The organism is Pseudomonas sp. A6, assembly GCF_052367875.1.
In the GTDB taxonomy this organism is placed as follows: domain Bacteria; phylum Pseudomonadota; class Gammaproteobacteria; order Pseudomonadales; family Pseudomonadaceae; genus Pseudomonas; species Pseudomonas citronellolis.
In genome coordinates this window covers 5,659,792-5,684,470 of record NZ_CP198970.1, presented here as the reverse complement: position 1 = coordinate 5,684,470, position 24,679 = coordinate 5,659,792, and the positions used below count along the sequence as shown (strand labels likewise).

The following is a 24,679-nucleotide window of genomic DNA, read 5'->3' as shown; positions in this document are numbered from 1 at the left end:
AGAGGGGGCCTTATGGTTTGAAGCGCAACATCGGCGCTCGCCGGCGAACACCTTTCGTTTCGGTTAGCACGGATAGCTCCCTCTCCCTTCAGGGAGAGGGCGGGGGGAGAGGGTTGGTGGGGCCAGCGCAAACCTTCCAGCCCCAGGCCAACCTCACCACCCCAACTGCTTATGCAACCCAAGGGCGTCGTAGTAATCCCCCTGGTAAACGATCTTGCCATCCTTGACCTTCACATAACTCACACCGTCGAACGACAGCGGCTTGTTGGTCGCCGGTGTCTGCGCGTCCCAGGCGCCGGTGTTGGTGCCGCTGAAGGTCCACTGGAAGGCGATGCCGTCCTTGTCGACGATGGGCTTGCCGTTCATCTTCCACTTCAGGTCCGGCACGGCGCCGACGAAGACCTTGATCACGTTGTCGCGCGCGGCCTCGCGGCCCTTCTGCGGGGTGCCGACGGTAACGTCGAAGTACTCCGCGTCCTTGGCCAGGTAGCCGGCGGCCTTCTCGGCGTCGTGGGCGTTCCACGCGGCCATGTAGGCGTCGACTATCTGTTTCGGTGTCTCGGCCGCCTGGGCCAGGCCGGCGAGGGTGAACAGCGACAGCAGGTAGAACGCTCTGACGAGGTGACGCATGCTTGCCTCCGTTGCGGGCGCGCCCGCGGGTTGTGGGCCGGGTGGCCCTGGGTGCCGGGAAGTCGCTGGGTTCCCGCGTTCGCGGGAATGACGATGGGAGATCGTGCGCTAGCTAACCCCGTCACCCCCGCGAACGCGGGGGCCCAGCGACTTGCCTCAGTGCTTGAACATCACATGACGAACGGCGGTGTAGTCTTCCAGCCCGTACATGGACATGTCCTTGCCGTAGCCGGAAAGCTTCATGCCGCCATGGGGCATCTCGGTGGTCAGCATGAAGTGAGTGTTGACCCAGGTGCAGCCGTACTGCAGGCGGGCCGCCAGGCGGTGGGCGCGGCCGATGTCGCTGGTCCACACCGAGCTGGCCAGGCCGTAGTCGGAGTCGTTGGCCCAGGCCAGCGCCTGCGCCTCGTCGTCGAACTCGGTGACCGAAACCACCGGGCCGAAGATCTCGCGGCGCACCACTTCGTCGTCCTGGCGGGCGCCAGCCAGCACGGTCGGTTCGAAGAAGAAGCCGGGGCGGTCGGCGCGCTTGCCACCGGTGACCACTTCGATGTGCGGCAGTTGGCGGGCACGCTCGACGAAGCCGATGACGCGCTCCAGGTGCTGCTCGGTGATGACCGGGCCGAGTTCGGTGTCCGGGTCGTCCTGCTCGCCGTAGCAGATGCTGGCGACGGCTTCGCCCAGTTTCTGCACGAACTTGGCGTAGATGCCCTTCTGCGCGTAGATGCGGCAGGCGGCGGTGCAGTCCTGCCCTGCGTTGTAGAAGCCGAAGGTGCGGATGCCTTCCACGGCGGCGTCGATGTCGGCGTCGTCGAAGATGATCACCGGGGCCTTGCCGCCCAGCTCCATGTGCATGCGCTTCACGGTGTCGGCGGTGCCGGCGATGATGCGGCTGCCGGTGGCGACCGAGCCGGTCAGCGAGACCATGCGCACTTTCGGGTGGGTGGTCAGCGGCTCGCCGACGCTGGGGCCGCGGCCGAAGACCAGGTTGACCACGCCGGCGGGGAAGATGTCGGCCATCAGCTCGGCCAGGCGCAGGGCGGTCAGCGGCGTCTGCTCGGAAGGCTTGAGCACCACGGTGTTGCCGGCGGCCAGGGCCGGGCCGAGTTTCCACGCGACCATCATCAGCGGGTAGTTCCAGGGCGCGATGGAGGCCACCACGCCGATCGGGTCGCGGCGGATCATCGAGGTGTGCCCGGGCAGGTATTCGCCGGCGGCGGAACCCTGCAGGCAGCGGCTGGCGCCGGCGAAGAAGCGGAACACGTCGGCGATGGCCGGCAGTTCGTCGTTCAGCGCGGCGCTGTAGGGCTTGCCGCAGTTGTTGGATTCCAGGCGGGCCAGTTCCTCGGCGTGGGCGTCGATGGCGTCGGCCAGTTTCAGCAGCAGCAGCGAGCGGTCCTTCGGCGCGGTCTGCGACCAGGCGTCGAAGGCGGCGTCGGCGGCCTGCACGGCGGCGTCGACCTGGGCCGGGGTGGCCTCGGCGATCTCCACCAGGGTGGTGCCCAGGGAGGGGTTGAGCACGGCGAGCTTCTCGCCTTCGCCAGCGACCAGTTGGCCGTTGATCAGCAGTTTGGTTTGCATTCTTTAAGTCCTCTTGGTCAGGAGCTTGTGGCGTAATCGTTGGTCTTTCTTGTGGGGCCGCCGCTTAAGGCAGTCCTGAGGGGGTCTGTTGTTTCGGAGCGGGGGCTTTTCCCTCTCCCCCCGCCCTGGCTGCGCGCCCCGCTCCGAAGGGAGAGGGAGCCGTACGTGCCGGCTGAGGCCTTGGTTTCCTCCTGCTCCGATCGAGTCCCCTCTCCCTTCAGGGAGAGGGTTAGGGAGAGGGCCGCACGGCACGGTGTCACTTGCCACTCCCCGCCACACCCTCGCCACCCTTGGTCAGGTAGTAGGCGCCGAGGATCGGCAGCATGGTCACCAGCATCACCAGCATGGCCACCACGTTGGTCACCGGCACGTCGCGCGGGCGCGTCAGCTGGTTGAGCAGCCAGATCGGCAGGGTGCGTTCGTGGCCGGCGGTGAAGGTGGTGACGATGATCTCGTCGAAGGACAGCGCGAAGGCCAGCATGCCGCCGGCCAGCAGGGCCGAGCCGAGATTCGGCAGGATCACGTAGCGGAAGGTCTGCCAGCCGTCGGCGCCCAGGTCCATCGAGGCTTCGATCAGGCTGTGGGAGGTGCGGCGGAAACGGGCGATCACGTTGTTGTAGACGATCACCACGCAGAAGGTCGCGTGGCCGATGACGATGGTCAGGAAGCCCGGTTCTATCCCCAGCGTCTTGAACGCCGAGAGCAGCGCGATGCCGGTGATGATGCCGGGCAGGGCGATCGGCAGGATCAGCATCAGCGAGATGCCCTCCTTGCCGAAGAAGTCGCGGCGGTACAGCGCGGCCGCGGCCAGGGTGCCCAGGAGCATGGCGATCAGGGTGGCGATGCAGGCGATCTTCAGCGACAGGGTGATCGACTCCAGCACGTCCTGGCGGCCGAAGGCGACGCTGAACCAGTGCAGGGTGAAGCCCTGCGGCGGGAAGCTGAACGCGGCGTCTTCGGTGTTGAAGGCGTACATGAAGATGATCAGGATCGGGAAGTGCAGGAACACCAGCCCGCCCCAGGCGGCGGCTTTCAGGCCGAAGGAGGCTTTGTCAGAGTGCATCGAAGGCCCCCAGGCGTTTGACGATGGACAGGTAGACGGCGATCAGCACGATCGGCACCAGGGTGAAGGCGGCGGCCATCGGCATGTTGCCGATCGCGCCCTGCTGGGCGTAGACCATGCTGCCGATGAAGTAGCCCGGCGGGCCCACCAGCTGCGGCACGATGAAGTCGCCGAGGGTCAGGCTGAAGGTGAAGATCGAGCCGGCGGCGATGCCCGGGATCGACAGCGGCAGGATGACCTGCAGGAAGGTCTGCCGCGGATGCGCGCCAAGGTCGGCCGAGGCTTGCAGCAGCGACGGCGGCAGGCGCTCCAGGGAGGCCTGGATCGGCAGGATCATGAACGGCAGCCAGATGTACACGAACACCAGGAAGCGCCCCAGGTTCGAGGTGGACAGGGTGTTGCCGCCCACGCCGGGCACGTCCATCAGCAGGTCCAGCAGCCATTGCAGGCCGAGGTGGTGCACGAACCACATGGCCACGCCGCCCTTGGCCAGCAGCAGGGTCCAGGCGTAGGCCTTGACGATGTAGCTGGCCCACATCGGCATCATCACCGCGATGTAGAAGAACGCCTTGGTCTTGCCGCTGGTGTAGCGCGCCATGTAGTAGGCGATGGGGAAGGCCACCACGCCGCTGGCGATGGACACCGCGACCGCCATCGCCAGGGTGCGCTGGATGATGTCGAAGTTGGCCGGGGTGAACAGGGCGGCGAAGTTGGCCCAGGTCAGGTCCGGCGTCACCGTCATGGTGAAGTCGTCGAAGGTGTAGAAGCCCTGCCACATCAGGGTCAGCAGCGAGCCCAGGTAGATGGCGCCGAACCACAGCAGCGGCGGCACCAGCAGCAGCGAGAGGTACAGCGTCGGCTTGCGGTACAGCAGGTTGGACAGGCGCCGCAGCGGGCCGTTGCCGGCCGTGGGAGCCTGCGTGTTCATCGTCAGCTCCATCTCAGGCGCCCTCGTTCAGCGCCACCATGGCCTCGCGCGCCCAGCGCGCGGTCACGCGCTGCCCCGGCTGGTGGGCCACGGCGGCGGCATCCCACTGGCTGTTGGCCTGGCTCAGGCAGAGGTTCTGGCCGTTGTCCAGGCGGATTTCGTAGCGGGTGGCGGCGCCCTGGTACTGGATGTCGTGCAGCAGGCCGCTGATCTCCAGGTCGCCGGCGCCGCGCTCGCCGCTGGCGAAGCGGATGTGCTCGGGGCGGATGGAGAACGGCTGGGTGTTGCCGGTGAGGCTCTGGGCGAGGTCGCCGCGCAGCACGTTGGAGGTGCCGACGAACTCGGCGACGAAGGGCGTGGCCGGCTGCATGTACAGGTTGCGCGGGGTGTCGACCTGCTCGATGCGGCCCTTGTTGAACACCGCCACGCGGTCGGACATCGATAGCGCTTCGCTCTGGTCGTGGGTGACGAAGATGAAGGTGATGCCCAGCTGGCGCTGCAGCTTCTTCAGCTCGCTCTGCATCTGCTCGCGCAGCTTCAGGTCCAGCGCGCCCAGGGGTTCGTCCAGCAGCAGCACGCGCGGGCGGTTGACCAGGGCGCGGGCCAGGGCCACCCGCTGGCGCTGGCCGCCGGAGAGCTGCACCGGCTTGCGGCTGCCGTAGCCGCCGAGGGCGACCATGCCCAGGGCCTCTTCGGCGCGCTTGAGGCGTTCGGCCTTGCCCACGCCTTTCACCTTCAGGCCGTAGGCGACGTTCTCCAGCACGTTCATGTGCGGGAACAGTGCGTAGTCCTGGAACACGGTGTTGACGTCGCGCTGGTACGGCGGCAGGCCGGCGGCCTCCTGGCCATGGATGCGGATGGAGCCGGAGGAGGGCTGTTCGAAACCGGCGATCAGGCGCAGGCAGGTGGTCTTGCCCGAGCCCGAGGGGCCGAGCATGGAGAAGAACTCGCCGTCCTTGATGTCGATGGACACCCGGTCAACGGCTTTCACCTCGCCGAACTGGCGGGAGACCTGGGTGAATTGAACAGCGGGGGTGGTCATGGGGCACGCTCCAGGGGCAGGAATTCGGCGTGCGAAGGCCCTGCCCGGAAAAATCGGGTGAATCAGAAACGGATGTCGGGAAAGCGGGACGTAGGATGGGTTGAGCGAAGCGATACCCATCGATGTGGCATCGCTCCGGGGTGATGGGTTTCGCGGAGCTCAACCCATCCTACGAATGTCCCTACGGCGCTGGCTTAGCGGCCGCCCATGATCGCGATGTAGTCCTGGGTCCAGCGGCTGTAGGGCACGAACTTGCCGCCCTCGGCCTGCGGGGTCTTCCAGAAGGCGATCCTGGCGAACTGGTCGAAGCCGTTGGTGGCGCAGCCTTCGGCGCCCAGCAGCTCGCTGGCCTTGCAGCCTTCCGGCGCGGCCGGCACCGAGCCGAACCAGGCGGCGACGTCGCCCTGCACCTTGGGCTCCAGCGACCAGTTCATCCACTTGTAGGCGCAGTTCGGGTGCGCGGCCTCGGCGTGCAGCATGGTGGTGTCGGCCCAGCCGGTGACGCCTTCCTTCGGGAACACGGTGGCGATCGGCTGCTTCTCGCCCTTCAGCGCGTTGGCCTGGTACGGCCAGGAGCTGGAGGCGGCCACGCCTTCGTTCTTGAAGTCGCTCATCTGCACGGTCGCGTCGTGCCAGTAGCGGTGGATCAGCGAATGCTGCTTGCGCAGCAGGTCGAGCACGGCGCTGTACTGCGCCTCGGTCAGCTGGTACGGGTCCTGGATGCTCAGTTCCGGCTGGGTGCTCTTCAGGTACAGCGCGGCGTCGGCGATGTAGATCGGGCCGTCGTAGGCCTGCACGCGGCCCTTGTTCGGCTTGCCGTCGGGCAGGTCCTGCGCCTGGAACACCACGCTCCAGCTGTCCGGCGCCTTGGGGAAGACCTTGGTGTTGTACATCAGCACGTTCGGGCCCCACTGGTACGGGGTGCCGTAGGTCTTGCCGTTGACGGTGTACCAGGGCGCGTCCTTCAGGCGCGCGTCGACGTTCTTCCAGTTGGGGATCAGCTCGGGGTTGATCGGCTGCACGCGCTTGCCGTAGATCAGCCGCAGCGAGGCGTCGCCGGAGGCGGTGACCAGGTCGTAGCCGCCCTTGGCCATCAGGCTGACCATTTCGTCGGAGGTGGCGGCGGTCTTCACGTTGACCTGGCAGCCGGTGTCCTTCTCGAACTGGGTGACCCAGTCGTAGGCCTTGTCGGATTGGCCGCGTTCGATGTAGCCCGGCCAGGCGATGATGTCCAGGCGGCCTTCACCGGCGCCGACCGCCTTGATGGCGTCGGCGGCCTGTACGCCGGCGCTGGCCAGCAGGGCGGTGGTGATGGCGCTGAACAGTGCTGTCTTGCGCATGCGATGTCTCCCTCGTTTGTTGTCTCTATTGGTGGGGCAGTGTCAATCGAGCAACGGCCCTCGCGCGGCGTACCGCCGGGGCATTTCTTATGTACCGGCGGGCGGGCCCGCCGGGGCGTTCAATCCAAGCGGTCGCCGTGGCGGGCCATGATGTGGCGCACCACGCTGTAGTCCTGCAGCGAGTCGCTGGACAGGTCCTTGCCGTAGCCCGAGCGCTTGAGGCCGCCGTGGGGCATCTCGCTGGCGAGCATGAAATGGGTGTTGATCCAGGTGCAGCCGTACTGCAGGCGGTTGGCGATCTGGAAGGCCTTGTCCAGGTTCTGCGTCCACACCGAGGAGGCCAGGCCGTATTCGGAGTCGTTGGCCCAGTCCACCGCCTGTTCCAGTTGCTCGAAGCGCGTCACCGTGACCACCGGGCCGAACACCTCGCGCTGGACGATCTCGTCCTGCTGCTTGCAGCCGGCCAGCAGCGTGGGCTGGTAGTAGAAGCCGGGGCCGGAATGCACGGCGGCGCCGGTCACGCGCTCGATGTGCGGCTGGCCCAGGGCGCGTTCGACGAAGCTGGCCACGCGGTCGCGCTGGCGGGCGCTGATCAGCGGACCGATCTCGTTGTCCTGATCGCGCTTGCGGGCGAAGCGGATGCTCGCCACCGCCTCGCCCAGCTCGGCCACCAGGCGGTCGTGGATGCCGGCCTGGGCGTAGATGCGGCAGGCGGCGGTGCAGTCCTGCCCGGCGTTGTAGTAGCCGTGGGTGCGCACGCCCTGGACGACCGCCTCGATATCGGCGTCGTTGCAGACGATGACCGGCGCCTTGCCGCCCAGCTCCAGGTGGGTGCGTTTCAGGGTGCGCGCGGCGGCCTGGAGGATCTTCTGCCCGGTGACGATATCGCCGGTCAGCGAGACCATGCGCACCCGCGGGTGGCCGACCAGGTGGCTGCCGACGTTCTCGCCGCCGCCGCAGACGATGTTGAGCACGCCCGGCGGGAGGATGTCCGCCAGCGCCGGGGCCAGCGCCAGGACCGACAGCGGGGTGTGCTCGGAAGGCTTGAACACCAGGGTGTTGCCGGCGGCCAGGGCCGGTGCGATCTTCCACGCGGCCATCATCAGTGGGTAGTTCCAGGGCGCGATGGAGGCCACCACGCCCACCGGGTCGCGGCGCACCATGCTGGTGTGCCCGGGCACGTACTCGCCGGCCAGCTGGCCCTGCTGGCAGCGCACGGCGCCGGCGAAGAAGCGGAACACGTCGGCGGTGGCGGGGATGTCGTCCTGCCGCGCCAGGTGCAGCGGCTTGCCGCAGTTCAGGGCTTCCAGGCGGGCGAGGGCGTCGGCGCGCTTGTCGATGGCGTCGGCGATGGCCAGCAGCGCGGCGGAGCGCTGCGCCGGGGTGGTCCGCGACCAGGCCGGGAAGGCGCGCTGGGCGGCGTCGATGGCCTGTTCGATCTGCTCGGGAGAGGCATCGGCGACCGAGACCAGGGTTTCGCCGCTGGCGGGGTTGAGGATCGCCTCGGCGAGGCCCTGGCCGGGCGTCAGCTGACCGTCGATCAGCAGCTCGGTGTACAGGGTCGGGGTGCTCGCCAGGGCGTTCATCTTCGCGGCTCTTTTCTTCTCGGTCTTGTTTTCGGGGGCCATGGGTTGCTCCGGTGGGTTGCCCGGAACTGGCCCTTTTGTATGAAGCCAGAGACTAGATTCCGGACCTGAGGTCGACAAATTCTAAATACTGAAAGTGGCATTCGATTAAATCGAATGCTGCTAGATGGAAGGCCGCTTGGCGTTGGGCTGTTCGCGGGCCACGGTGAGGAACGGGTCCACCAGCGCCGGCCGCGCCGTGCCGCGGCGCCAGGCCAGGCCGACGTCCAGCGGCTCGCCCAGGTCCACCAGCGGGCGCGCCTCGATGATGTCGCCCTCGAGCGACCAGGGGCGGTAGGTCATGTCCGGTTGGATCGACAGGCCGAGGCCGGCGGCCACCAGGCTCCGCACGGCCTCCACCGAGGCGGTGCGCAGCGTCACCTGCGGCACCAGCCCGGCGCGCGACCAGATGCGCTGGGTGTGCAGGCCCATCTCGTCGGCGTTGAGCTGGATCAGCGGCTCCCCGGCGACGTCCGCCAGGCCGATGCTGTCGCGCTCCAGCAGCGGGTGCTGGGCTGGCAGCCAGAGGCGGTGCGGCGAGTGGGTGAGCACCTCGGTCTGCAGGGCGTGGCGGTCCTCCAGGTTGGAGAGGATCAGCACGCCGACGTCGATCTCGCCGCTCACCAGCAGGTGCTCTATATAGGGCCGCTCGTCCTCCACTACGCGCGTCTGCACGTTGGGGTAGGCGCGCTGGAAGCGGGTGATCAGGTCGGCCAGGTAGTAGCCGGCGACCAGGCTGGTCACGCCGATGGTCAGGCTGCCGGCGACCTTGTCGGTGCTCTGCTGCAGGCTGCGCTTGGCGTTCTCCACCGTGGCCAGGATCAGGTGCGCCTGGCGCAGGAACTGGTGGCCCTGGTGGGTGAGCGTCATGCCCTTGGCGTGGCGCTCGAACAGGCGCACGCCGATTTCCTCCTCCAGTTGCTGGATGGCCAGAGTCAGGGTGGACTGGGAAATGAACACCGCCTGGGCGGCGGCGGAGATCGAACCGGTCTCGGCGACGGCGATGAAATGGCGGATCTGGCGCAGGGTCATCATGGGTGGCGGGCCATGGCTTTTGTGCTTTATCGAAAATCTATAGGAGCATTCTTTTAAATCGAATGAAAGCACCCGCCCAACCTGCCTGCTCTTCGTAGGAGCGAGCTTGCTCGCGAACGGATTCCGTCGCGGGGATCATTCGCGAGCCGCGGCGATGGGTATCGCTTCGCTCAACCCATCCTACGACGACGTTCTCCTGCACCTGTAGGAACGGGCCCTGCCCGCGATTCGTACTCCCCGGCAATATCCCGAAGCACTCTGCGCCTGCGTACCCACGGGAGCGGGCGCTAGAGTCGAGGTTTCCCTCAACCGACCCAGGAGACCGCCATGAACACCCGTGGCCTGCTCGACCAACTGCTCAAATCCGGCCAGGACCTCCTGCAGAACAAGGGCCTCGCCCAGAGCGGCGGCCAGCCCGGCCAGGCCCAGGGCAAGGGCGGCCTGGACCTTGGCAGCCTGCTCTCCGGCGCCGGTGGCGGCGCCCTGGCCGCCGGCGCGCTGGGCCTGCTGCTGGGCAGCAAGAAGGCGCGGAAGATGGGCGGCAAGGTCGTCACCTACGGTGGCCTGGCCGCCCTCGGGGTGATCGCCTACAAGGCCTACGGCAACTGGCAGCGCCAGCAGGCCAGCGCGCCGCGCGGCGAGCCGCAGACGGTGGACCGCCTGCCGCCGGTGGAGGCCGAGGCCCACAGCCACGCCATCCTCCGCGCCCTGGTGGCGGCAGCCAAGGCCGATGGCCATATCGACGCCCGCGAACGCCAGTTGATCGACGGCGAGATCGCCAAGCTCACCGGCGACCTGGAACTGCAGGGCTGGCTCGACCGCGAACTGGCCAAGCCGCTGGACCCGCGGGAAGTGGCGGGGGCCGCGCAGAGCGAGGAAATGGCCGCCGAGATGTACCTGGCCAGCCTGCTGATGGTCGACGAGGAGAACTACATGGAACGCGCCTACCTCGACGAACTGGCCCGCCAGCTGAGCCTCGACCCGGGCCTCAAGGCCGAGCTGGAAGCCCAGGCGCAGAAGGCCCTGCAGGCACTGCCGGCCTGATTCTCAGCGCGCCCCTGAATAGTCCCGGACGGCATTGGCGGAATCCGCCACCGGGACTATCGTTGCCTGACTGCAACCACGCCGAGGGCGCTGCCATGAACACCACGGATCTGCTGGAACAACTGCTGCGGGCCGGCCAGGGCGCGCAGGCGCAACAGGGCGGCGCAGGCGGCCTGGGAGGCCTTGGCGGGTTGCTTGGCGGCCTGCTTGGGGGAGCCACTGACGGTGGCGGATCGGCCGGTGGCCTGGGCGGTTTGGGCGGCGTGCTGGGCAGCATGCTCGGCGGCGGCGCCCCGGCCAGCCAGGGCCGCTCCAGCGGCGGCGGCGGGGTCAACTACGCCATGCTCGCCTCCCTGGGCATGATGGCCTTCCAGGCCTACCAGAACTGGCAGCAGCAACAGGCGGCCGCCGCGCAGCAACAGCCGCCGACCACCGTCGACCAGCTCTCCGGCGACGAAGCCGAAGCCCACAGCCACGCCATCCTCATCGCCCTGATCGCCGCGGCCAAGGCCGACGGTCGCATCGACGACAAGGAAAAGCAGGCGATCTACGCCGAAATTTCCCGCCACGCCGGCGAACCGGAACTGCAGGCCTGGCTCGACAACGAGGTACAGAAACCCCTCGAAGCCGCCGACGTGGCCCAGGCCGCGCAAGGCGACCCGGGCAAGGCCGCGGAAATGTACCTGGCCAGCGTGATGCTGGTGGACGACCAGCAGGAAAGCGAGCGCAACTACCTGGACGAGCTGGCCTACCAGCTGCAGCTCGACCCGGAACTGCAGGCGCACCTGGAACAGCAGGCCAAGACCGGCGGTGAAGTAGCCTGAAACAACTTCGCGCGGCCCTGGGCCGCGCATTCGCACAGGCACATGGTCGAAGGGACGCAATCAATCCGGACGAATGTATCCTGCGTTCGCCCTTCAACCGGCAAGGAGGCGTCATGCCCTTCACCCGTTTCACCCTCTCCACCGCGCTGCTGCTCAGCGCCACCGCCACCCTGGCCAACGCCGCCAAACTCGAAGACGTGGCGCCCTATCCCAAGGCCGAAGACGGCTTCGTGCGCCAGGTCATCCACCTGCCGCAGCAAGCCCATGAAGAGAACTTCAAGGTCGAAGTCCTGGCCGGCAAGACCCTGACCGTCGACTGCAACCGCCAACGCCTGGGCGGCAGCCTGGAAGAAAAGACCCTGGAAGGCTGGGGCTACCCCTACTACCGCCTGGACAAGGTCGGCGGCCCGGCCAGCACCCTGATGGCCTGCCCGCAAGGCACCAGCAGGAAGGACTTCGTACCGGTGGTCGGCGACGGCTTCCTGCTGCGCTACAACAGCAAGCTGCCGATCGTGATCTACGCGCCGAAAGACATCGAAGTCCGCTACCGCATCTGGTCCGCCTCGGACAAGGTCGAACACGCCCGCGCCGAGTAAGCCCCCCGACCAAGCCCATGCATCCTGTAGGAGCGGGCCCTGCCCGCGATTCGCGCGCAGGGCGCGCTCCTACAAGGGAATGGCGTGGCTGGGGTGGCGTAGGAGCGGATCTTATCCGCGATCCGCGCCGAAACCTCCGGCCATCGCGGACAAGGTCCGCTCCTACGGGGAGAGGAATGCCGTATTTCCCGGCGACCTGTAGGAGCGGACTCCGTCCGCGATCCCGCCAGCACTGCTGGCGCCCGGCCAAGCACGGCGATGGGTATCGCTTCGCTCCACCCATCCTACGAAGAGCGCCACGGTTCGGCCTGCGATGCAGTTCGCCTGGACTCACTTAACGTCAACGCCAGGGTTGCCGCACAATACGCGGCCCGCAGCAGGCCAACAGGGAGCGTTCTGTGCAAAGAATCCTGATCATCGGCTCCGGTGGCAGCGGCAAGAGCACCTTGTCCGCCACCCTTGGCCAGCGCCTGGCGCTACCGGTCATCCACATGGACGCGCTGTACTGGCAGCCCGGCTGGCAAGAGCCGGAAAAACCGGACTGGCAGGCCCGCGTACAGGTGCTTTGCCAGGGCGAGCGCTGGGTGATGGACGGCAACTACTCCGGCACCCTGGCGCAGCGCCTTGCCGCCTGCGACACCGTGATCTTCCTCGACCTGCCACCCTTGCTCTGCCTGTGGCGCGCCCTCTGGCGCGGCTTCCGCTACCGCGGCCGAGTCCGCCCGGACATGGCCGAGGGCTGCCCCGAACAACTGCCCGACCCGGCGTTCCTGAGCTGGATCTGGAACTACCCCAAGCGCAGCCGCCCCAAGGTGATGGAATTGCTGGATGCGCACCGGCAGGGGCGGCGCATCATCCATCTGCGCTCGCGACGTGAGGTCAGGCAGTTTCTCCGAGAGTTGGACTGGAGTCCGTCTGCGACAGCGGAGCACAACTTCTGAGTGCAGAGACCTGAATCGTCAGTACCGCGCTGGTAGGAGCGAGCTTGCTCGCGAAGGGAACTTGCCGGCGACTCTGGTGTTTTCAGTTGAATCCGTCCCCTCTCCCCAGCCCTCGGCTACGCGCCCCGCCCTGAAAGGAGAGGGAGCTTGTCCATGCCAGTAGGGAAGGATGGTTTAAGCCGGAAACCACCATCGTGGCCGGCTAACACCATGATGTCCAACCCTGCCCAACGGTCCCCTCTCCCTTCAGGGAGAGGGTTAGGGAGAGGGCGCTCTCATGCCCGGCACCGGCATGACCGGGAAACTCTGTTCGCGAGCAAGCTCGCTCCTACAAAAGCGTCCCACGGCCCAACCCACGGGGCTCCGACCTTGGCGCAGGAAAGCCTAGAAAGAAATAACCGCTTAATATGGGGCGGCCATCAGTCCTGCGGCTGATGTTCCGCCAGCTTTGTTCCTCCGGGGAGGCCTGTTGTCATTCCAGTCTTCGGCTCCCCCATCAACACGCCCTGCTCCCGCTCACACAACCCCACCAGAAAATCCCAAACCAACCTCAGCCGCACCGACCGGTGCAGCTCCCGCCGCGTACACATCCAGTACTCCCGCTCGATGAATTCCTCCGGCAGCACCGGCACCAGCAGCGGGTCGTGCAGGCCCATGAACTGCGGGAGGATGGCCAGGCCGACGCCAGCCTGGGCGGCTTGTTGCTGGGCTACCACGCTGGTGCTGCGGAACACCACCTGGGGATGGCGGCAGAAGCTGTGGTGGAACATCAGTTCCTGGCTGAACAGCAGGTCGTCCACATAGCCGATCCACTGGTGCTTGCACAGGTCGTCGCGGTCGCGCAGGGGCGGGGCCTTTTCCAGGTAGGCGGGGCTGGCGAACAGGCTCAGGCGGTAGCGCGTCAGGCGGCGGCTGATCACCAGGTCGGCGTTGGGCCTTTCCAGGGTGATGGCGATGTCCGCCTCGCGATTGGTGATGCTGACGAAGCGCGGCACCGACACCAGTTCCAGCTCAAGGCCCGGGTACTGGCGCATCAGCTCGCCCAGGCGCGGGGCGAGGAACATGGTGCCCAGGCCCTCGGTCACGCCCAGGCGCACCTGGCCCAGGGGGCTGATGCTCTGGCTCATTTCCTCCTGGGCGAGCAGGGCGGTGTTCTCCATGGCCTCGGCATGCTTGAGCAGCGCCAGGCCCGCCGGAGTCAGCTGGTAGCCGCCGGTGTGCTGGGCGAACAGCTGGGTGCCCAGGTCGCGTTCGATGTTCTCGATGTGCCGGGCCACGGTGGCGTGGGTGGTGTTGAGCTTGCGCGCGGTGGCCAGCAGGCGGCCGCTGCGGTGCAGTTCGAGGAAGTAGCGCAGGTCGTTCCAGTCGAACATGGCGGGCTCCGTTGTTAGAAAACGATCAGCAGCTGACTCGAAATGTTCGTTTTTTTATCGCGAATGAGCGGCTAGCCTCAAGCGACGCATCGACAAGAACAACAAGAGGTCAGCCCATGCCCCAGGCACTGGACGCTTTCGACTACCTGATCGTGGGGGCCGGCCCCGCCGGTTGCCTGCTGGCCAACCGGCTGTCCGCCGACCCGGCCAACCGTGTGCTGCTGATCGAAGCCGGTGGCCCGGACAACTACCCCTGGATCCACATCCCCGTCGGCTACCTCTACTGCATCGGCAACCCGCGCACCGACTGGTGCTTCGACACCGAGTCCGTTCCCGGCCTCAACGGCCGCGCCATCAAGTACCCCCGCGGCCGCGTGCTCGGCGGCTGCTCGTCGATCAACGGCATGATCTACATGCGCGGCCAGGCCCGCGACTACGACGGCTGGGCCGCCGAGGGCAACCCCGGCTGGGGCTGGAACGACCTGCTGCCGCTGTTCCTCGGCATGGAGGACCACTTCGCCGGCGACAGCGCCATCCACCATGGCGGCGGCGAATGGCGGGTGGAGCAGCAGCGGTTGTCCTGGGAAATCCTCGATGCCTTCCGCGAGGCGGCGGCGCAGACCGGCATCGCTTCGGTGGACGACTTCAACGGCGGCGACAACGAAGGCTGCGGCTACTTCCAGGTGAACCAGCGCGGCGGCGTGCGCTGGAACGCTTCCAAGGCCTTCCTACGCCCGGTCGAGCAGCGCCCGAACCTGCTGGTGCTGACGAATGTCGAGGCGCAGCAGCTGAGCCTCGAAGACGGCCGCGCCAAAGGACTGGTGGTGGACTGGCAGGGCGCCCGCCGCGAACTGCGGGCGCGCCGCGAGGTGATCCTGTGCGCCGGCGCCATCGGCTCGCCGACACTGCTGCAGCGTTCGGGCATCGGCCCGCGGCCCTTGCTGGAGCAACTGGGCATCGGTGTGCGCCATGAGCTGGCCGGCGTCGGCGAGAACCTGCAGGACCACCTGCAGCTGCGGCTGATCTACCGCATCCAGGGCACCCGCACGCTGAACCGCATCGCCGCCACGCCCTGGGGCAAGGTCGGCATGGGCCTGGAATACCTGTTCAAGCGCAGCGGCCCGTTGTCCATGGCGCCGAGCCAACTGGGCGCCTTCGCCAAGTCCGACCCCGGCCAGGCCTCGGCCAACCTCGAATATCACGTGCAGCCGCTGTCGCTGGAGCGCTTCGGCGAGCCGCTGCACGCCTTCCCGGCCTTCACCGCCTCGGTGTGCGACCTGCGTCCGCAAAGCCGCGGCAGCGTGCGCATCCGCAGTACCGACCCGCGCGCCAAGCCGCTGATCCAGCCCAACTACCTGAGCCACCCGGAAGACCTCAAGGTAGCCGCCGACGCCATCCGCCTGACCCGCCGCATCGCCGCCGCGCCGGCCCTGGCGCGCTTCCGCCCGGAGGAATACAAGCCCGGCCCGGACTTCCACAGCGAGGAAGACCTGCACCGCGCCGCGGCTGACATCGGCACCACCATCTTCCACCCCGCCGGCACCTGCCGCATGGGCAGCGGGCCAAATGCCGTGGTCGATAGCGAGCTGCGCGTGCACGGCATCCCCGGCCTGCGCATCGCCGACGCTTCGATCATGCCCAGCCTGACTTCCGGCAACAGCTGCTCGCCGGTGCTGGTGATCGCCGAGAAGGCGGCGCGGATGATCCTGGCCGAACCCTCGCGGCAGGCGGAGGTCATCCCTATCAGCGGCCGGGAGGAGAAGGCCCTGTCCTGACGGCCACCCCGGCGGGACGAACACGAGGTTCGACAGCAGACAGCGTCGCTCGGCCCCCGGGCCGTGGCGGTCGAGGCTGAAACAACAATAAGAGCCCCCACGAGGGGCAGGAGAGCCGTAATGACCGATCTAGCACAGCCCCAGTCGTTCGAACGGGGGCGCTCAAGCAGCCGCGAAGAGCGCAAGGTGATCTTCGCTTCCTCGCTCGGCACCGTGTTCGAGTGGTACGACTTCTTCCTCTACGGATCGCTGGCAGCAGTCATCAGCAAGCAGTTCTTCGCCGGCGTCAACGACACCACTGCCTTCATCTTCGCCCTGCTGGCCTTCGCCGCCGGCTTCCTGGTGCGGCCCTTCGGCGCCCTGGTGTTCGGCCGTCTGGGCGACATGATCGGGCGCAAGTACACCTTCCTCGCCACCATCCTGCTGATGGGCCTGTCGACCTTCTGCGTCGGCCTGCTGCCGTCCTACGCCAGCATCGGCGTGGCCGCGCCGATCATCCTCATCGCCCTGCGCCTGCTGCAGGGCCTGGCCCTGGGCGGCGAATACGGCGGCGCGGCCATCTACGTCGCCGAGCACGCCCCGGCCAACAAGCGCGGCGCCTACACCAGCTGGATCCAGTGCACCGCCACCGCCGGCCTGCTGCTGTCGCTGCTGGTGATCTGGGGCTGCCGCCAGGCCACCGGCGAGGCCTTCGAGACATGGGGCTGGCGCCTGCCGTTCCTGATCTCCATCGTGCTGCTGGGCATCTCCACCTGGATCCGCCTGTCCATGCAGGAATCGCCGGCGTTCCTGAAGATGAAGGCCGAGGGCAAGATCAGCAAGTCGCCGCTGAAGGAGTCGTTCACCAACTGGAGCAACCTGAAGATCGTGCTGATCGCCCTGTTCAGCATCAACGCCGGCCAGGCGGTGACCTTCTACGCCGCGCAGTTCTACGTGATGTTCTTCCTCACCCAGGTGCTCAAGGTCGACCCGGGGCTGTCCAACGTGCTGCTGATCATCTCCCTGGTGATAGGCGCGCCGCTATTCGTGCTGGCCGGCTGGGTGTCCGACAAGGTCGGGCGCAAGCCGGTGCTGGTGGTCGGCCTGCTACTGGCGACGGTGTTCTACTTCCCGCTGTTCAAGGCCCTGACCCACTACGCCAACCCGCAGATCGACCAGGCCTCGCGCCAGGCGCCGGTGGTGGTGATGGCCGACCCGGCCACCTGCACCTTCCAGTTCGACCCGGTGGGCAAGGCCAGATTCGACAGCCCCTGCGACAAGGCCAAGACCCTGCTGGTGAAAGGCGGCGTGCCCTACAGCACCCAGGCCGCACCGGCCGGCAGCGAGCTGGTGGTGAGCGTGGGCGAGAAGCGCATCGAAGGCTTCGACGCCGCCGCCCTGGGCGCCGCGGTGAAGGAGGCCGGCTACCCAACCCAGGCCGATGCCTCGCTGGTGAACCGGCCGATGGTGATCGCCATCATCGTGGCGCTGATCTTCATCGCCACCTGCTGCTACGGCCCGCTGGCGGCGCTGATGGTCGAGCTGTTCCCGACGCGCATCCGCTACACCTCGCTGTCGCTGCCGTACCACATCGGCAACGGCTGGTTCGGCGGTCTGTTGCCGACCATCTCCTTCGCCCTGGTGGTGTACACCGGCAACATCTTCTACGGCCTCTGGTATCCGGTGCTGATCACCGGCGTGAGCCTGGTGTGCTCGCTGCTGTTCCTGCGCGAGACGCGGCATAACGACATCCATGCCGATTGATCATGGCGCCGCCGGCTTTCGGCTCTTCGTAGGAGCGAGCTTGCTCGCGAACGGTGCCTTCCGGCGGCAGCTGTGTTTCAGGTTGACTCCGCCCCCTCTCCCCAACCCTCTCCCTGAAGGGAGAGGGGGCTGTCCGGCGCGCTCGGGAAAGTTCGGCGTCAACCTGTATGAGCGGACTCTGTCCGCGAATCGCGCGCAGGGCGCGCTCACCCGTCCGTGCCACCGGGGCGTCCGGCGTGGCCGGCAAATCCAATCGCGGACGGAGTCCGCTCCTACGCCCGTGCTTCTCTGAACCGTAGGAGCGGACTCTGTCCGCGATTCGGCGGATAACGCCGTAGGCGTTATGCGCCCTACGTCCGGCCGGGGCGGGTGTGTTCAGAACAACTCCATCTGCCGATTGACCGTGCTGCAAGAGCAAGACGGCCCGCCTCGTGCGGGCCGTCGTGCAAGTGTCGGGGACGTGCTGACAGATAATTCAGGGCTGCCGAGTTCTTCATCATGTCCCATTTTCGCTGCGATATCCGGGAACGAGCATGCGGGTGACAGGGAAAGTGGACTGCATACTCTCTTGAACGCTCGCTCTAAAAACGCTCTGTCTTCCAAGGCCTTCAGGGGGGAACAGGTCATGCAGGGCCTCCGGGAAGCGAGCCCGCGCCGGTTGCCGGCAAGGGCTGGAAGACATCCTCGAGTACTGATGGAAACAGCAAGCAGTGGAAGGACATGACAAGGAGATCGAGCGATGAGCAAGCACTACGCGAACGACCTGGAGTATCCATTGCTCTTGGGCGCGCAGCCTCTGGGGCTGGGCCGGGAGGGCGGCTACGTCGAGGGCGGCCCGTCGGATGATACGTTGATCGGCGGCGCTGGAGATGACCTGCTGTACGGCGACGCTGGTGACGACTTTCTCGAGGGGGGCGGCGGCGACGATTACCTGATGGGAGGCGATGGCGAAAACACCTACTACTTCGCTCCCGGCTGGGGAAACGACACCATAGAGCCGCACCCGCTGTATGACTGGGAAACCGGTATCACCAGGCCACCCGGCGATAGCATCGAGTTCGGCCCCGGTATTTCCGGCAGCGACATACGGCTGGTCAAGAACGGCAACGATCTCATGATCTTCGGCCAGGATGGGCGTGACTCCATCGCCCTGTTGGGCTACTTCGACGAGGCCGGCCCGCTGCGCGAGATACGTTTCGCCGATGGCACGCGCTGGCTGCCTGAACATATCCTCGACCAGGTGCTATCGGGAACCGAGAACGACGACGATCTGCACGGTGATGATCGGGACAATCGGATTTCCGGTGGCCTGGGCAACGATCGGTTATTCGGTGAGAAGGGAGACGACCACCTCGATGGTGGGGAGGGAAACGACTATCTGCTGGGTGGCGATGGGGACGATACCCTCATCGGTGGCGCTGGCGATGATTTCCTCATGGGGCATTCCGGCCATAACCGTTACCGCTTCGAGAGGAACTGGGGGGCGGATCGCCTCTTCAGCACCAATGGCAAGGATGGTCGGGAAACGCTGGAGTTCGGCGAGGGAGTGGACCCTTCAAGCCTGAGGATCGCCGAGCGGGATGGCGTTCTGTACCTGATCCAGGAAGGCACCGGCAACCGGCTCGAATGGTCGGGCTATTTCGATTTCAAGCACGGAGATGCCGAGATTCGCTTCGCCGATGGCACCGTCTGGGGGCGTGACTATATCGACGCCGCATTGCAGCGTGGAGGTTCCCGCCAGGGGCGTTGCGATTTGCCCGGCGGCCCTGGCAGCCATACGCCGATGTCGCCGCTGGACGAGTCGCCTGGAGCGCCGCCGGCTGCAGCATCCGGCAGGCTCGATGCCGATGGCTTGCTGCTCACTCTCGAAGGCAAGGCTCATCAACTGGTCAACGTGCTTGCGGCGTTCGGTACGCCGCCTGCCAGCGGCTCCCTGGGTGCGGTTGCGGTGAGCACGCAGTTGGAGCATCTCCTGGCAGTCGCTGGCTGACTCCGGAGGAGTGGCTCCTCGGTGTGAGCCGAGGAGCCTTTGACCTTTGCCATCCAACTATTTCGGCTCCAGTTCCGGCGAAAGAATCGTCGTGTCGAGTTCCTGGGAAATTTCCATTGTTTCTGTAGCGTTTAGGAAAAATTTGCAGGCAGAACTGGAAGTGGACTGCATACGTTCCTAGGGCCTCCTCTTAAAAAGACTCCCAGCTATCCAGGGCATTTCAGGGAGTCGATCATGCTGCGCATTTCACGTGGGAGTTATCGAGCCAGTCCGCTAGTCTGCGGCCGCCAGCAACGGACGGGAGTCATCCTGTGAAGGTCCTGTTGCTGCACCAGAACTTCCCTGGCCAGTTCCGCTACCTGGCTCGGAGCTTGGCCAGCGATTCCGCCTGCGAGGTGCGGGCCGTCGGCTTGGACAGCGCGCCAGGGCTACCCGGTGTGCCACTGCTCCGATACCGTCCCACCCGGGCGCCGGCCAGACAGGCGCATGGTTATCTGCGCACGCTGGAAAACGCAGTGCTGCATGGCCAGCAGGTAGCGCGATTGCTGCTGCAACAGCGGCGCAAGGGATATCGCCCGGATGTGATCCTGGCGCATCCCGGCTGGGGAGAGACGCTGTTCGTCAAGGACGTATTCCCCGACGTCCCCTTGATCCATTTCTGTGAGTTCTATTACCAGCATCAAGGGGCGGATTCGGGCTTCGATCCCGAGTTTCCCTCGACGCTGGACGACTCCGCGCGCCTGCGCCTGCGCAATACCCTGCATCTGCTCAACCTCGAACAGTGCGACCTGGGCGTCACGCCAACCCATTGGCAGCATTCCCTTCATCCCGAGGCCTATCGGGGAAAGATCCGTATCGCCCACGAAGGCGTTCCGGTCGATGAGTTGCGACCGGACCCTCAAGCCTCGCTGGTTCTACCCTGCGGTCGGCAACTGCGGGCCGGGCAGCCGGTGGTGACCTATGTGGCGCGCAACCTGGAGCCTTACCGGGGCTTCCATAGCTTCATGCGTTCGCTGCCGGCCATTCTGGCGGCCAACCCGCACGCCCAGGTGCTCGTCGTCGGTGGCGACGGTTGCAGCTACGGGGCGCCGCCGCGGGATGCCGCCAATTGGCGCAGCAAGTTGCTGGAGGAAGTGTCGCCGGACCCGGAGCGCGTGCACTTTCTCGGCAAGGTGCCGTATGCAACCTACCGGCGTGTGCTGCAGGTCTCCGCAGCCCATGTCTACCTCACCTATCCCTTTGTCCTGTCCTGGTCGCTGCTCGAGGCGATGGCCGGCGGCTGCCTGGTCGTCGGTTCGGATACCGCGCCGGTGCGCGAGGTGATCGAAGACGGGCGCAACGGTTACCTGGTCGACTTCTTCTGCGCGCAAGCCATCGCCGAGCGCGTCCTGGCTGCCCTGGAACAGCCGGTTTCGCAGCAGCAGCTGCGGGATGCCGCCCGGCTCACGGCACAACGTTACAGCGTCACCGCTGGGCTCGAGGCCTACCGCCAGTTGCTGGCCGATGCCCTCGAAGGAAGGGCCGTGGCGGCTCGCTGAGGCCATGGACGCACTCTTGGAAAAGCACAAGGAAAGCCGATGCCCCTGGAACAACCCGAAGGCATAGCCGATGCCACCCCGAAACTGGACAGCGGAGTGGCCTGTCTGGTGATGCTGGCGCGTTTTCATCAGGTCGCCGTTTCGCCGGAGCAACTGGCCCATGAGTTCAGCCCGTCCCAGGAAGGCTTCGGTACTGCTGAAATCCTCCTGGCGGCGCGCAAGCTTGGCCTCAAGGCGCGCGCCGCGCGCAGCACGGTCGATCGACTGGCCAGAACGCCGCTCCCTGCCATAGCCCGGTCGAATGCCGGCGGCTTCTTCCTCATCGCACGGCTCGACCAGGGGCAGGCACTGATCCAGGACCCCAATGCACCGCGGCCGGAAGTCTGCTCCCTGGCTGACCTGGAGAGTCGCTGGAGTGGCGAGCTGATTCTGGTCCGCTCCGAGGCCTCGGATGCCGCCGGTCTTTCCCGTTTCGACTTCACCTGGTTCATCCCGGCCGTGGTCAAGTACCGCAAGCCACTGGGGGAGGTCCTGGTGGCGTCTTTCGTACTGCAGATATTCGCCCTGTTGACGCCGCTGTTCTTCCAGGTGGTGATGGACAAGGTACTGGTGCACCGAGGGCTTTCGACCCTGGACGTACTGGCGGTCGGCCTGCTCGGCATCATGCTGTTTGAAACCCTGCTCAGCGGCTTGCGCAGCTATGTCTTCGCCCATACCGCCAGCCGCATCGACGTGGAACTCGGTGCGCGCCTGTTCCGCCACCTGATCACGCTGCCACTGGCGTATTTCCAGGCGCGTCGCGTCGGCGACTCGGTGGCGCGAGTGCGCGAACTGGAGAACATCCGCAACTTCCTCACCGGCAATGCCATCACCCTGGTGCTCGACGTGCTTTTCTCGGTGGTGTTCATCGCCGTGATGTGCTTCTACAGCGGCTGGCTGACCCTGGTGGTGGTGCTCTCGCTACCCCTGTATTTCCTGCTCTCGCTGTTCGTCACGCCACTGCTGCGCGCGCGGGTGCAGGAAAGCTTCAATCGCGGGGCCGAGAACCAGGCCTTCCTGGTGGAAACCATCAACGGCATCGATACCCTCAAGTCGATGGCCGTCGAACCGCAAACCACCCGCAAGTGGGACAACCAACTGGCGGCATACGTGGCGGCCGGCTTCAAGACACAGAGCCTGTCCATGCTGGCCAACGAGGGGGTCTCGCTGATCGGCAAGCTGGTCACGGTCGCCACCCTGTGGCTGGGTGCGCGCCTGGTCATCGAGGGCCAACTCACCGTAGGGCAGTTGATCGCCTTCAACATGCTGGCAGGCCGGGTGTCGCAACCGATCATGCGCCTGGCGCAACTGTGGACGAATTTCCAGCAGACCGGCGTATCGGTGCAGCGCCTGGGGGACATCCTCAACAGCCAGACGGAGCTTTCGCAAACCTCCCGCAGCAGCCTGCCCGCGCTGAAAGGCCGCGTGGAATTTGACCAGGTGCATTTCCGCTATCGTCCAGACGGTTCGGAGGTGCTGCGTGGCATCAGCCTGGGCGTCGCTGCGGGCGAGGTCATCGGCATCGTCGGCCGCTCCGGCTCCGGCAAGAGCACCCTCACGCGCCTGCTGCAGCGGCTGTACGTGCCCGAGCGCGGGCGGGTGCTGGTGGATGGCATGGACCTCGCGCTGGCCGACGTTTCTTCGCTGCGTCGCCAGATCGGCGTAGTGCTGCAGGATAACCTGCTGTTCAACCGCAGCATCCGCGAGAACATCGCGCTGACCGACCCCGGCGTGCCGGTGGAAACGGTGATCCAGGCCGCGCGCCTCGCCGGTGCCCATGAGTTCATCCTGGAACTGCCGGAAGGCTACGACACCCTGGTCGGCGAACATGGCTCCTCTCTATCCGGAGGCCAGCGGCAGCGCATCGCCATCGCCCGGGCGCTGATCGGCAACCCGCGCATCCTGATCTTCGACGAGGCCACCAGCGCCCTGGACTACGAGTCCGAGCGCGTGGTTCAGCAGAACATGAAGGCCATCTGCAAGGGGCGCACCGTGATCATCATCGCGCACCGCCTGAGCGCTGTGCGCGATGCCGACCGTATCGTGGTCATGGAGCGTGGCCAGATCGTCGAACAGGGCAGCCATGCCGAACTGCTCGCCCACCAGGCCGGGCACTATTCGCGCTTGTTCCGCCTGCAGCAGGGCGGTGCGCCATGAGCGCCCGCCGTGAACTGCTGCAGCGCTACCGTGAAGCATGGCGCCAGGCCTGGCGCAATCGCCAGGCGATGGACGCGCCGCAACGCCTGCCCCATGAAGTGCAGTTCCTGCCCGCGGCCCTGGCCTTGCAGGAGCAGCCGGTCGGTCCGCTGGTGCGCTACATCAAATGGTCGATCATGGCCTTTGCCGCCCTGGCCGTGCTCTGGGCCTGTCTAGGTGAGATAGACGTGGTCGCCACTGCCCGCGGCAAGATCGTGCCCAGCGGCAAGACCAAGGTCATCCAGCCCAGCGAGGTGGCCGTGGTCAAGGCCATCCATGTCTACGACGGGCAGCAGGTGAAGGCCGGCGACCTGCTGCTGGAACTGGACCCGAGCCAGACCGAGGCGGACGTGGAACGCCTGAAAGCGGACCTGCTGGCGGCCAGGGTGGATAGCGCCCGTGCAAGCGCCATGCTCGAAGCCATTCGCGACGGAATCGAACCCGACTCCCTGGCGAAGCGCCTGCCCCAGGCCAGCGAAGAGCAGCGCCAAAGCGCCCAGCGTTGGCTGAGCGGGCAATACCTGGAGCTACGCAGCAATGTCGAGCAGACCCAGGCGCTGATCGAACAGCGCAGCGCGGAAATCCAGGCGGCGCAATCCACGGTCGACTCCCTGCGCATCACCCTGCCCATCGCCGAGCAACTGGCGGCGGACTACAAGCGCCTGATGGAGCGCCGTTTCGTCGCCAAGCACGCCTGGCTGGAGAAGGAACAGTCCCGCCTGGAGCAGACCCGCGAGCTCGCGGTGCAAAAGGCTCGCCTGCTGGAACTGCGGGCCTCCAAGCGCGAAGCCGAACAGCGCCGCGAAGGCGTGATCGCCCAGGCCCGCCGGGCCATGCTCGACCTGCAGCAGCAATCCGAACAGAAGGCCGCCGCCCTGTCCCAGGAACTGCGCAAGGCACAGCAGCGCGACCAACTGACCCGCCTCACCGCCCCTGTGGACGGCACCGTCCAGCAACTGGCCATCCACACCCGCGGCGGCGTGGTCACCGCAGCCCAGCCCCTGATGGCCATCGTGCCCAAGGACCAGCCCGTGGAAGTGGAAGCCATGTTGGAAAACAAGGACATCGGTTTCGTCTGGCCCGGGCAGGAAGTGGAAATCAAGGTCGAGACCTTCACCTTCACCAAATACGGCGTGGTGCCGGGCGAAGTCATCAGCATCTCCGACGACGCTATCGAGGATGAAAAGCGCGGGCTGCTCTACAGCATGCGTATCCGGTTGAAGCAAAACCATATCCGCGTCGGCACGCGGGATATTCCGCTGACGCCGGGAATGGCGGTCAGTGCGGAGGTGAAAACGGATAAACGGAAGGTGATCGAGTATTTCCTGAGTCCGCTTAAACAGTATGTGAGTGAGAGTTTGGGGGAGAGGTAAGAA

19 protein-coding genes are annotated in these 24,679 nt (G+C 66.4%); 10 read left to right on the top strand and 9 right to left on the bottom strand.

Translation table 11 applies throughout. The features are described from left to right. Positions 1 to 153: 153 nt before the first annotated feature. From ACTWJ5_RS24920 to ACTWJ5_RS24885, 8 genes are all read right to left on the bottom strand, one after another. Entirely contained in the window at positions 154 to 630 is a 477-nt protein-coding gene (locus ACTWJ5_RS24920) for an ester cyclase (protein ID WP_444436767.1), read from the bottom strand. Between the two features lie 156 nt (positions 631 to 786). Continuing rightward, the gene (locus ACTWJ5_RS24915; protein ID WP_444436766.1) at positions 787 to 2,211 is read right to left on the bottom strand and encodes a gamma-aminobutyraldehyde dehydrogenase; all 1,425 of its coding nucleotides are present in this window, start codon (positions 2,209 to 2,211) and stop codon (positions 787 to 789) included. Positions 2,212 to 2,467: 256 nt separating this feature from the next. Beyond that, positions 2,468 to 3,274 carry an ABC transporter permease gene (locus ACTWJ5_RS24910; protein WP_253389810.1) on the bottom strand — a complete coding sequence of 269 codons (807 nt, stop codon included), beginning with the start codon at positions 3,272 to 3,274 and terminating at the stop codon, positions 2,468 to 2,470. Then, positions 3,264 to 4,214: an ABC transporter permease gene (locus ACTWJ5_RS24905; RefSeq protein WP_444436764.1), complete on the bottom strand. Its 951-nt coding sequence runs from the start codon at positions 4,212 to 4,214 to the stop codon at positions 3,264 to 3,266. Before ACTWJ5_RS24905 ends, ACTWJ5_RS24910 begins: the two co-directional genes overlap by 11 nt. Before the next feature lies 1 nt (position 4,215). Then, positions 4,216 to 5,244 carry an ABC transporter ATP-binding protein gene (locus ACTWJ5_RS24900; RefSeq protein WP_249917565.1) on the bottom strand — a complete coding sequence of 343 codons (1,029 nt, stop codon included), beginning with the start codon at positions 5,242 to 5,244 and terminating at the stop codon, positions 4,216 to 4,218. 194 nt (positions 5,245 to 5,438) lie between these two features. Next, positions 5,439 to 6,584: a putative ABC transporter substrate-binding protein YdcS gene (gene ydcS / locus ACTWJ5_RS24895; protein WP_249917564.1), complete on the bottom strand. Its 1,146-nt coding sequence runs from the start codon at positions 6,582 to 6,584 to the stop codon at positions 5,439 to 5,441. Between the two features lie 119 nt (positions 6,585 to 6,703). Further along, positions 6,704 to 8,212 carry a gamma-aminobutyraldehyde dehydrogenase gene (locus ACTWJ5_RS24890; protein ID WP_253389807.1) on the bottom strand — a complete coding sequence of 503 codons (1,509 nt, stop codon included), beginning with the start codon at positions 8,210 to 8,212 and terminating at the stop codon, positions 6,704 to 6,706. Between the two features lie 120 nt (positions 8,213 to 8,332). Then, entirely contained in the window at positions 8,333 to 9,244 is a 912-nt protein-coding gene (locus ACTWJ5_RS24885) for a LysR family transcriptional regulator (protein WP_009616507.1), read from the bottom strand. 327 nt (positions 9,245 to 9,571) lie between these two features. Here ACTWJ5_RS24885 and ACTWJ5_RS24880 point away from each other — a divergent pair, with 327 nt between their 5' ends. The 4 genes from ACTWJ5_RS24880 (at position 9,572) to ACTWJ5_RS24865 (ending at position 12,649) form a co-directional block, all read left to right on the top strand. Continuing rightward, positions 9,572 to 10,288 (top strand): tellurite resistance TerB family protein, encoded by a 717-nt coding sequence (locus ACTWJ5_RS24880; RefSeq protein ID WP_074978786.1) that lies wholly within the window; start codon positions 9,572 to 9,574, stop codon positions 10,286 to 10,288. A gap of 95 nt (positions 10,289 to 10,383) precedes the next feature. Then, positions 10,384 to 11,112, top strand: a complete 729-nt coding sequence (locus tag ACTWJ5_RS24875) for a DUF533 domain-containing protein (RefSeq protein ID WP_444436763.1) — start codon at positions 10,384 to 10,386, stop codon at positions 11,110 to 11,112. Positions 11,113 to 11,225: 113 nt separating this feature from the next. Further along, a complete protein-coding gene (gene eco, locus ACTWJ5_RS24870) occupies positions 11,226 to 11,708 on the top strand; it encodes a serine protease inhibitor ecotin (RefSeq protein ID WP_253389805.1) in 483 nt (160 codons plus the stop codon). 398 nt (positions 11,709 to 12,106) lie between these two features. After that, positions 12,107 to 12,649 (top strand): topology modulation protein, encoded by a 543-nt coding sequence (locus ACTWJ5_RS24865; protein ID WP_444436762.1) that lies wholly within the window; start codon positions 12,107 to 12,109, stop codon positions 12,647 to 12,649. Between the two features lie 419 nt (positions 12,650 to 13,068). Here the strand turns inward: ACTWJ5_RS24865 and ACTWJ5_RS24860 are convergent, their stop codons facing one another. Further along, complete coding sequence (locus tag ACTWJ5_RS24860; protein ID WP_074978780.1) at positions 13,069 to 14,022, bottom strand: LysR family transcriptional regulator; 954 nt, start codon at positions 14,020 to 14,022, stop codon at positions 13,069 to 13,071. Positions 14,023 to 14,138: 116 nt separating this feature from the next. On the opposite strand from ACTWJ5_RS24860, the gene ACTWJ5_RS24855 reads away from it, so the two are divergent. From ACTWJ5_RS24855 to ACTWJ5_RS24830, 6 genes are all read left to right on the top strand, one after another. After that, complete coding sequence (locus ACTWJ5_RS24855; RefSeq protein ID WP_444436761.1) at positions 14,139 to 15,797, top strand: GMC family oxidoreductase; 1,659 nt, start codon at positions 14,139 to 14,141, stop codon at positions 15,795 to 15,797. Between the two features lie 120 nt (positions 15,798 to 15,917). After that, complete coding sequence (locus ACTWJ5_RS24850) at positions 15,918 to 17,540, top strand: MFS transporter (protein WP_444436760.1); 1,623 nt, start codon at positions 15,918 to 15,920, stop codon at positions 17,538 to 17,540. Between the two features lie 739 nt (positions 17,541 to 18,279). Further along, entirely contained in the window at positions 18,280 to 19,530 is a 1,251-nt protein-coding gene (locus tag ACTWJ5_RS24845) for a calcium-binding protein (protein ID WP_074978772.1), read from the top strand. A 311-nt stretch (positions 19,531 to 19,841) separates the two neighbouring features. Then, positions 19,842 to 21,068 carry a glycosyltransferase family 4 protein gene (locus ACTWJ5_RS24840; RefSeq protein WP_444436759.1) on the top strand — a complete coding sequence of 409 codons (1,227 nt, stop codon included), beginning with the start codon at positions 19,842 to 19,844 and terminating at the stop codon, positions 21,066 to 21,068. Positions 21,069 to 21,107: 39 nt separating this feature from the next. Continuing rightward, a complete protein-coding gene (locus ACTWJ5_RS24835; RefSeq protein WP_444436758.1) occupies positions 21,108 to 23,264 on the top strand; it encodes a type I secretion system permease/ATPase in 2,157 nt (718 codons plus the stop codon). Continuing rightward, positions 23,261 to 24,676 carry an HlyD family type I secretion periplasmic adaptor subunit gene (locus ACTWJ5_RS24830; RefSeq protein WP_444436757.1) on the top strand — a complete coding sequence of 472 codons (1,416 nt, stop codon included), beginning with the start codon at positions 23,261 to 23,263 and terminating at the stop codon, positions 24,674 to 24,676. Before ACTWJ5_RS24835 ends, ACTWJ5_RS24830 begins: the two co-directional genes overlap by 4 nt. The last annotated feature ends 3 nt before the right edge of the window (positions 24,677 to 24,679 follow it).

Bases quoted from the DNA above. Each gene is read 5' to 3' on its own strand.
- ACTWJ5_RS24920 (WP_444436767.1), bottom strand. From the start codon at position 630: ATGCGTCACCTCGTCAGAGCGTTCTACCTGCTGTCGCTGTTCACCCTC.
- ACTWJ5_RS24915 (WP_444436766.1), bottom strand. From the start codon at position 2,211: ATGCAAACCAAACTGCTGATCAACGGCCAACTGGTCGCTGGCGAAGGC.
- ACTWJ5_RS24910 (WP_253389810.1), bottom strand. From the start codon at position 3,274: ATGCACTCTGACAAAGCCTCCTTCGGCCTGAAAGCCGCCGCCTGGGGC.
- ACTWJ5_RS24905 (WP_444436764.1), bottom strand. From the start codon at position 4,214: ATGGAGCTGACGATGAACACGCAGGCTCCCACGGCCGGCAACGGCCCG.
- ACTWJ5_RS24900 (WP_249917565.1), bottom strand. From the start codon at position 5,244: ATGACCACCCCCGCTGTTCAATTCACCCAGGTCTCCCGCCAGTTCGGC.
- ydcS (WP_249917564.1), bottom strand. From the start codon at position 6,584: ATGCGCAAGACAGCACTGTTCAGCGCCATCACCACCGCCCTGCTGGCC.
- ACTWJ5_RS24890 (WP_253389807.1), bottom strand. From the start codon at position 8,212: ATGGCCCCCGAAAACAAGACCGAGAAGAAAAGAGCCGCGAAGATGAAC.
- ACTWJ5_RS24885 (WP_009616507.1), bottom strand. From the start codon at position 9,244: ATGATGACCCTGCGCCAGATCCGCCATTTCATCGCCGTCGCCGAGACC.
- ACTWJ5_RS24880 (WP_074978786.1), top strand. From the start codon at position 9,572: ATGAACACCCGTGGCCTGCTCGACCAACTGCTCAAATCCGGCCAGGAC.
- ACTWJ5_RS24875 (WP_444436763.1), top strand. From the start codon at position 10,384: ATGAACACCACGGATCTGCTGGAACAACTGCTGCGGGCCGGCCAGGGC.
- eco (WP_253389805.1), top strand. From the start codon at position 11,226: ATGCCCTTCACCCGTTTCACCCTCTCCACCGCGCTGCTGCTCAGCGCC.
- ACTWJ5_RS24860 (WP_074978780.1), bottom strand. From the start codon at position 14,022: ATGTTCGACTGGAACGACCTGCGCTACTTCCTCGAACTGCACCGCAGC.
- ACTWJ5_RS24855 (WP_444436761.1), top strand. From the start codon at position 14,139: ATGCCCCAGGCACTGGACGCTTTCGACTACCTGATCGTGGGGGCCGGC.
- ACTWJ5_RS24850 (WP_444436760.1), top strand. From the start codon at position 15,918: ATGACCGATCTAGCACAGCCCCAGTCGTTCGAACGGGGGCGCTCAAGC.
- ACTWJ5_RS24845 (WP_074978772.1), top strand. From the start codon at position 18,280: ATGAGCAAGCACTACGCGAACGACCTGGAGTATCCATTGCTCTTGGGC.
- ACTWJ5_RS24835 (WP_444436758.1), top strand. From the start codon at position 21,108: ATGCCCCTGGAACAACCCGAAGGCATAGCCGATGCCACCCCGAAACTG.
- ACTWJ5_RS24830 (WP_444436757.1), top strand. From the start codon at position 23,261: ATGAGCGCCCGCCGTGAACTGCTGCAGCGCTACCGTGAAGCATGGCGC.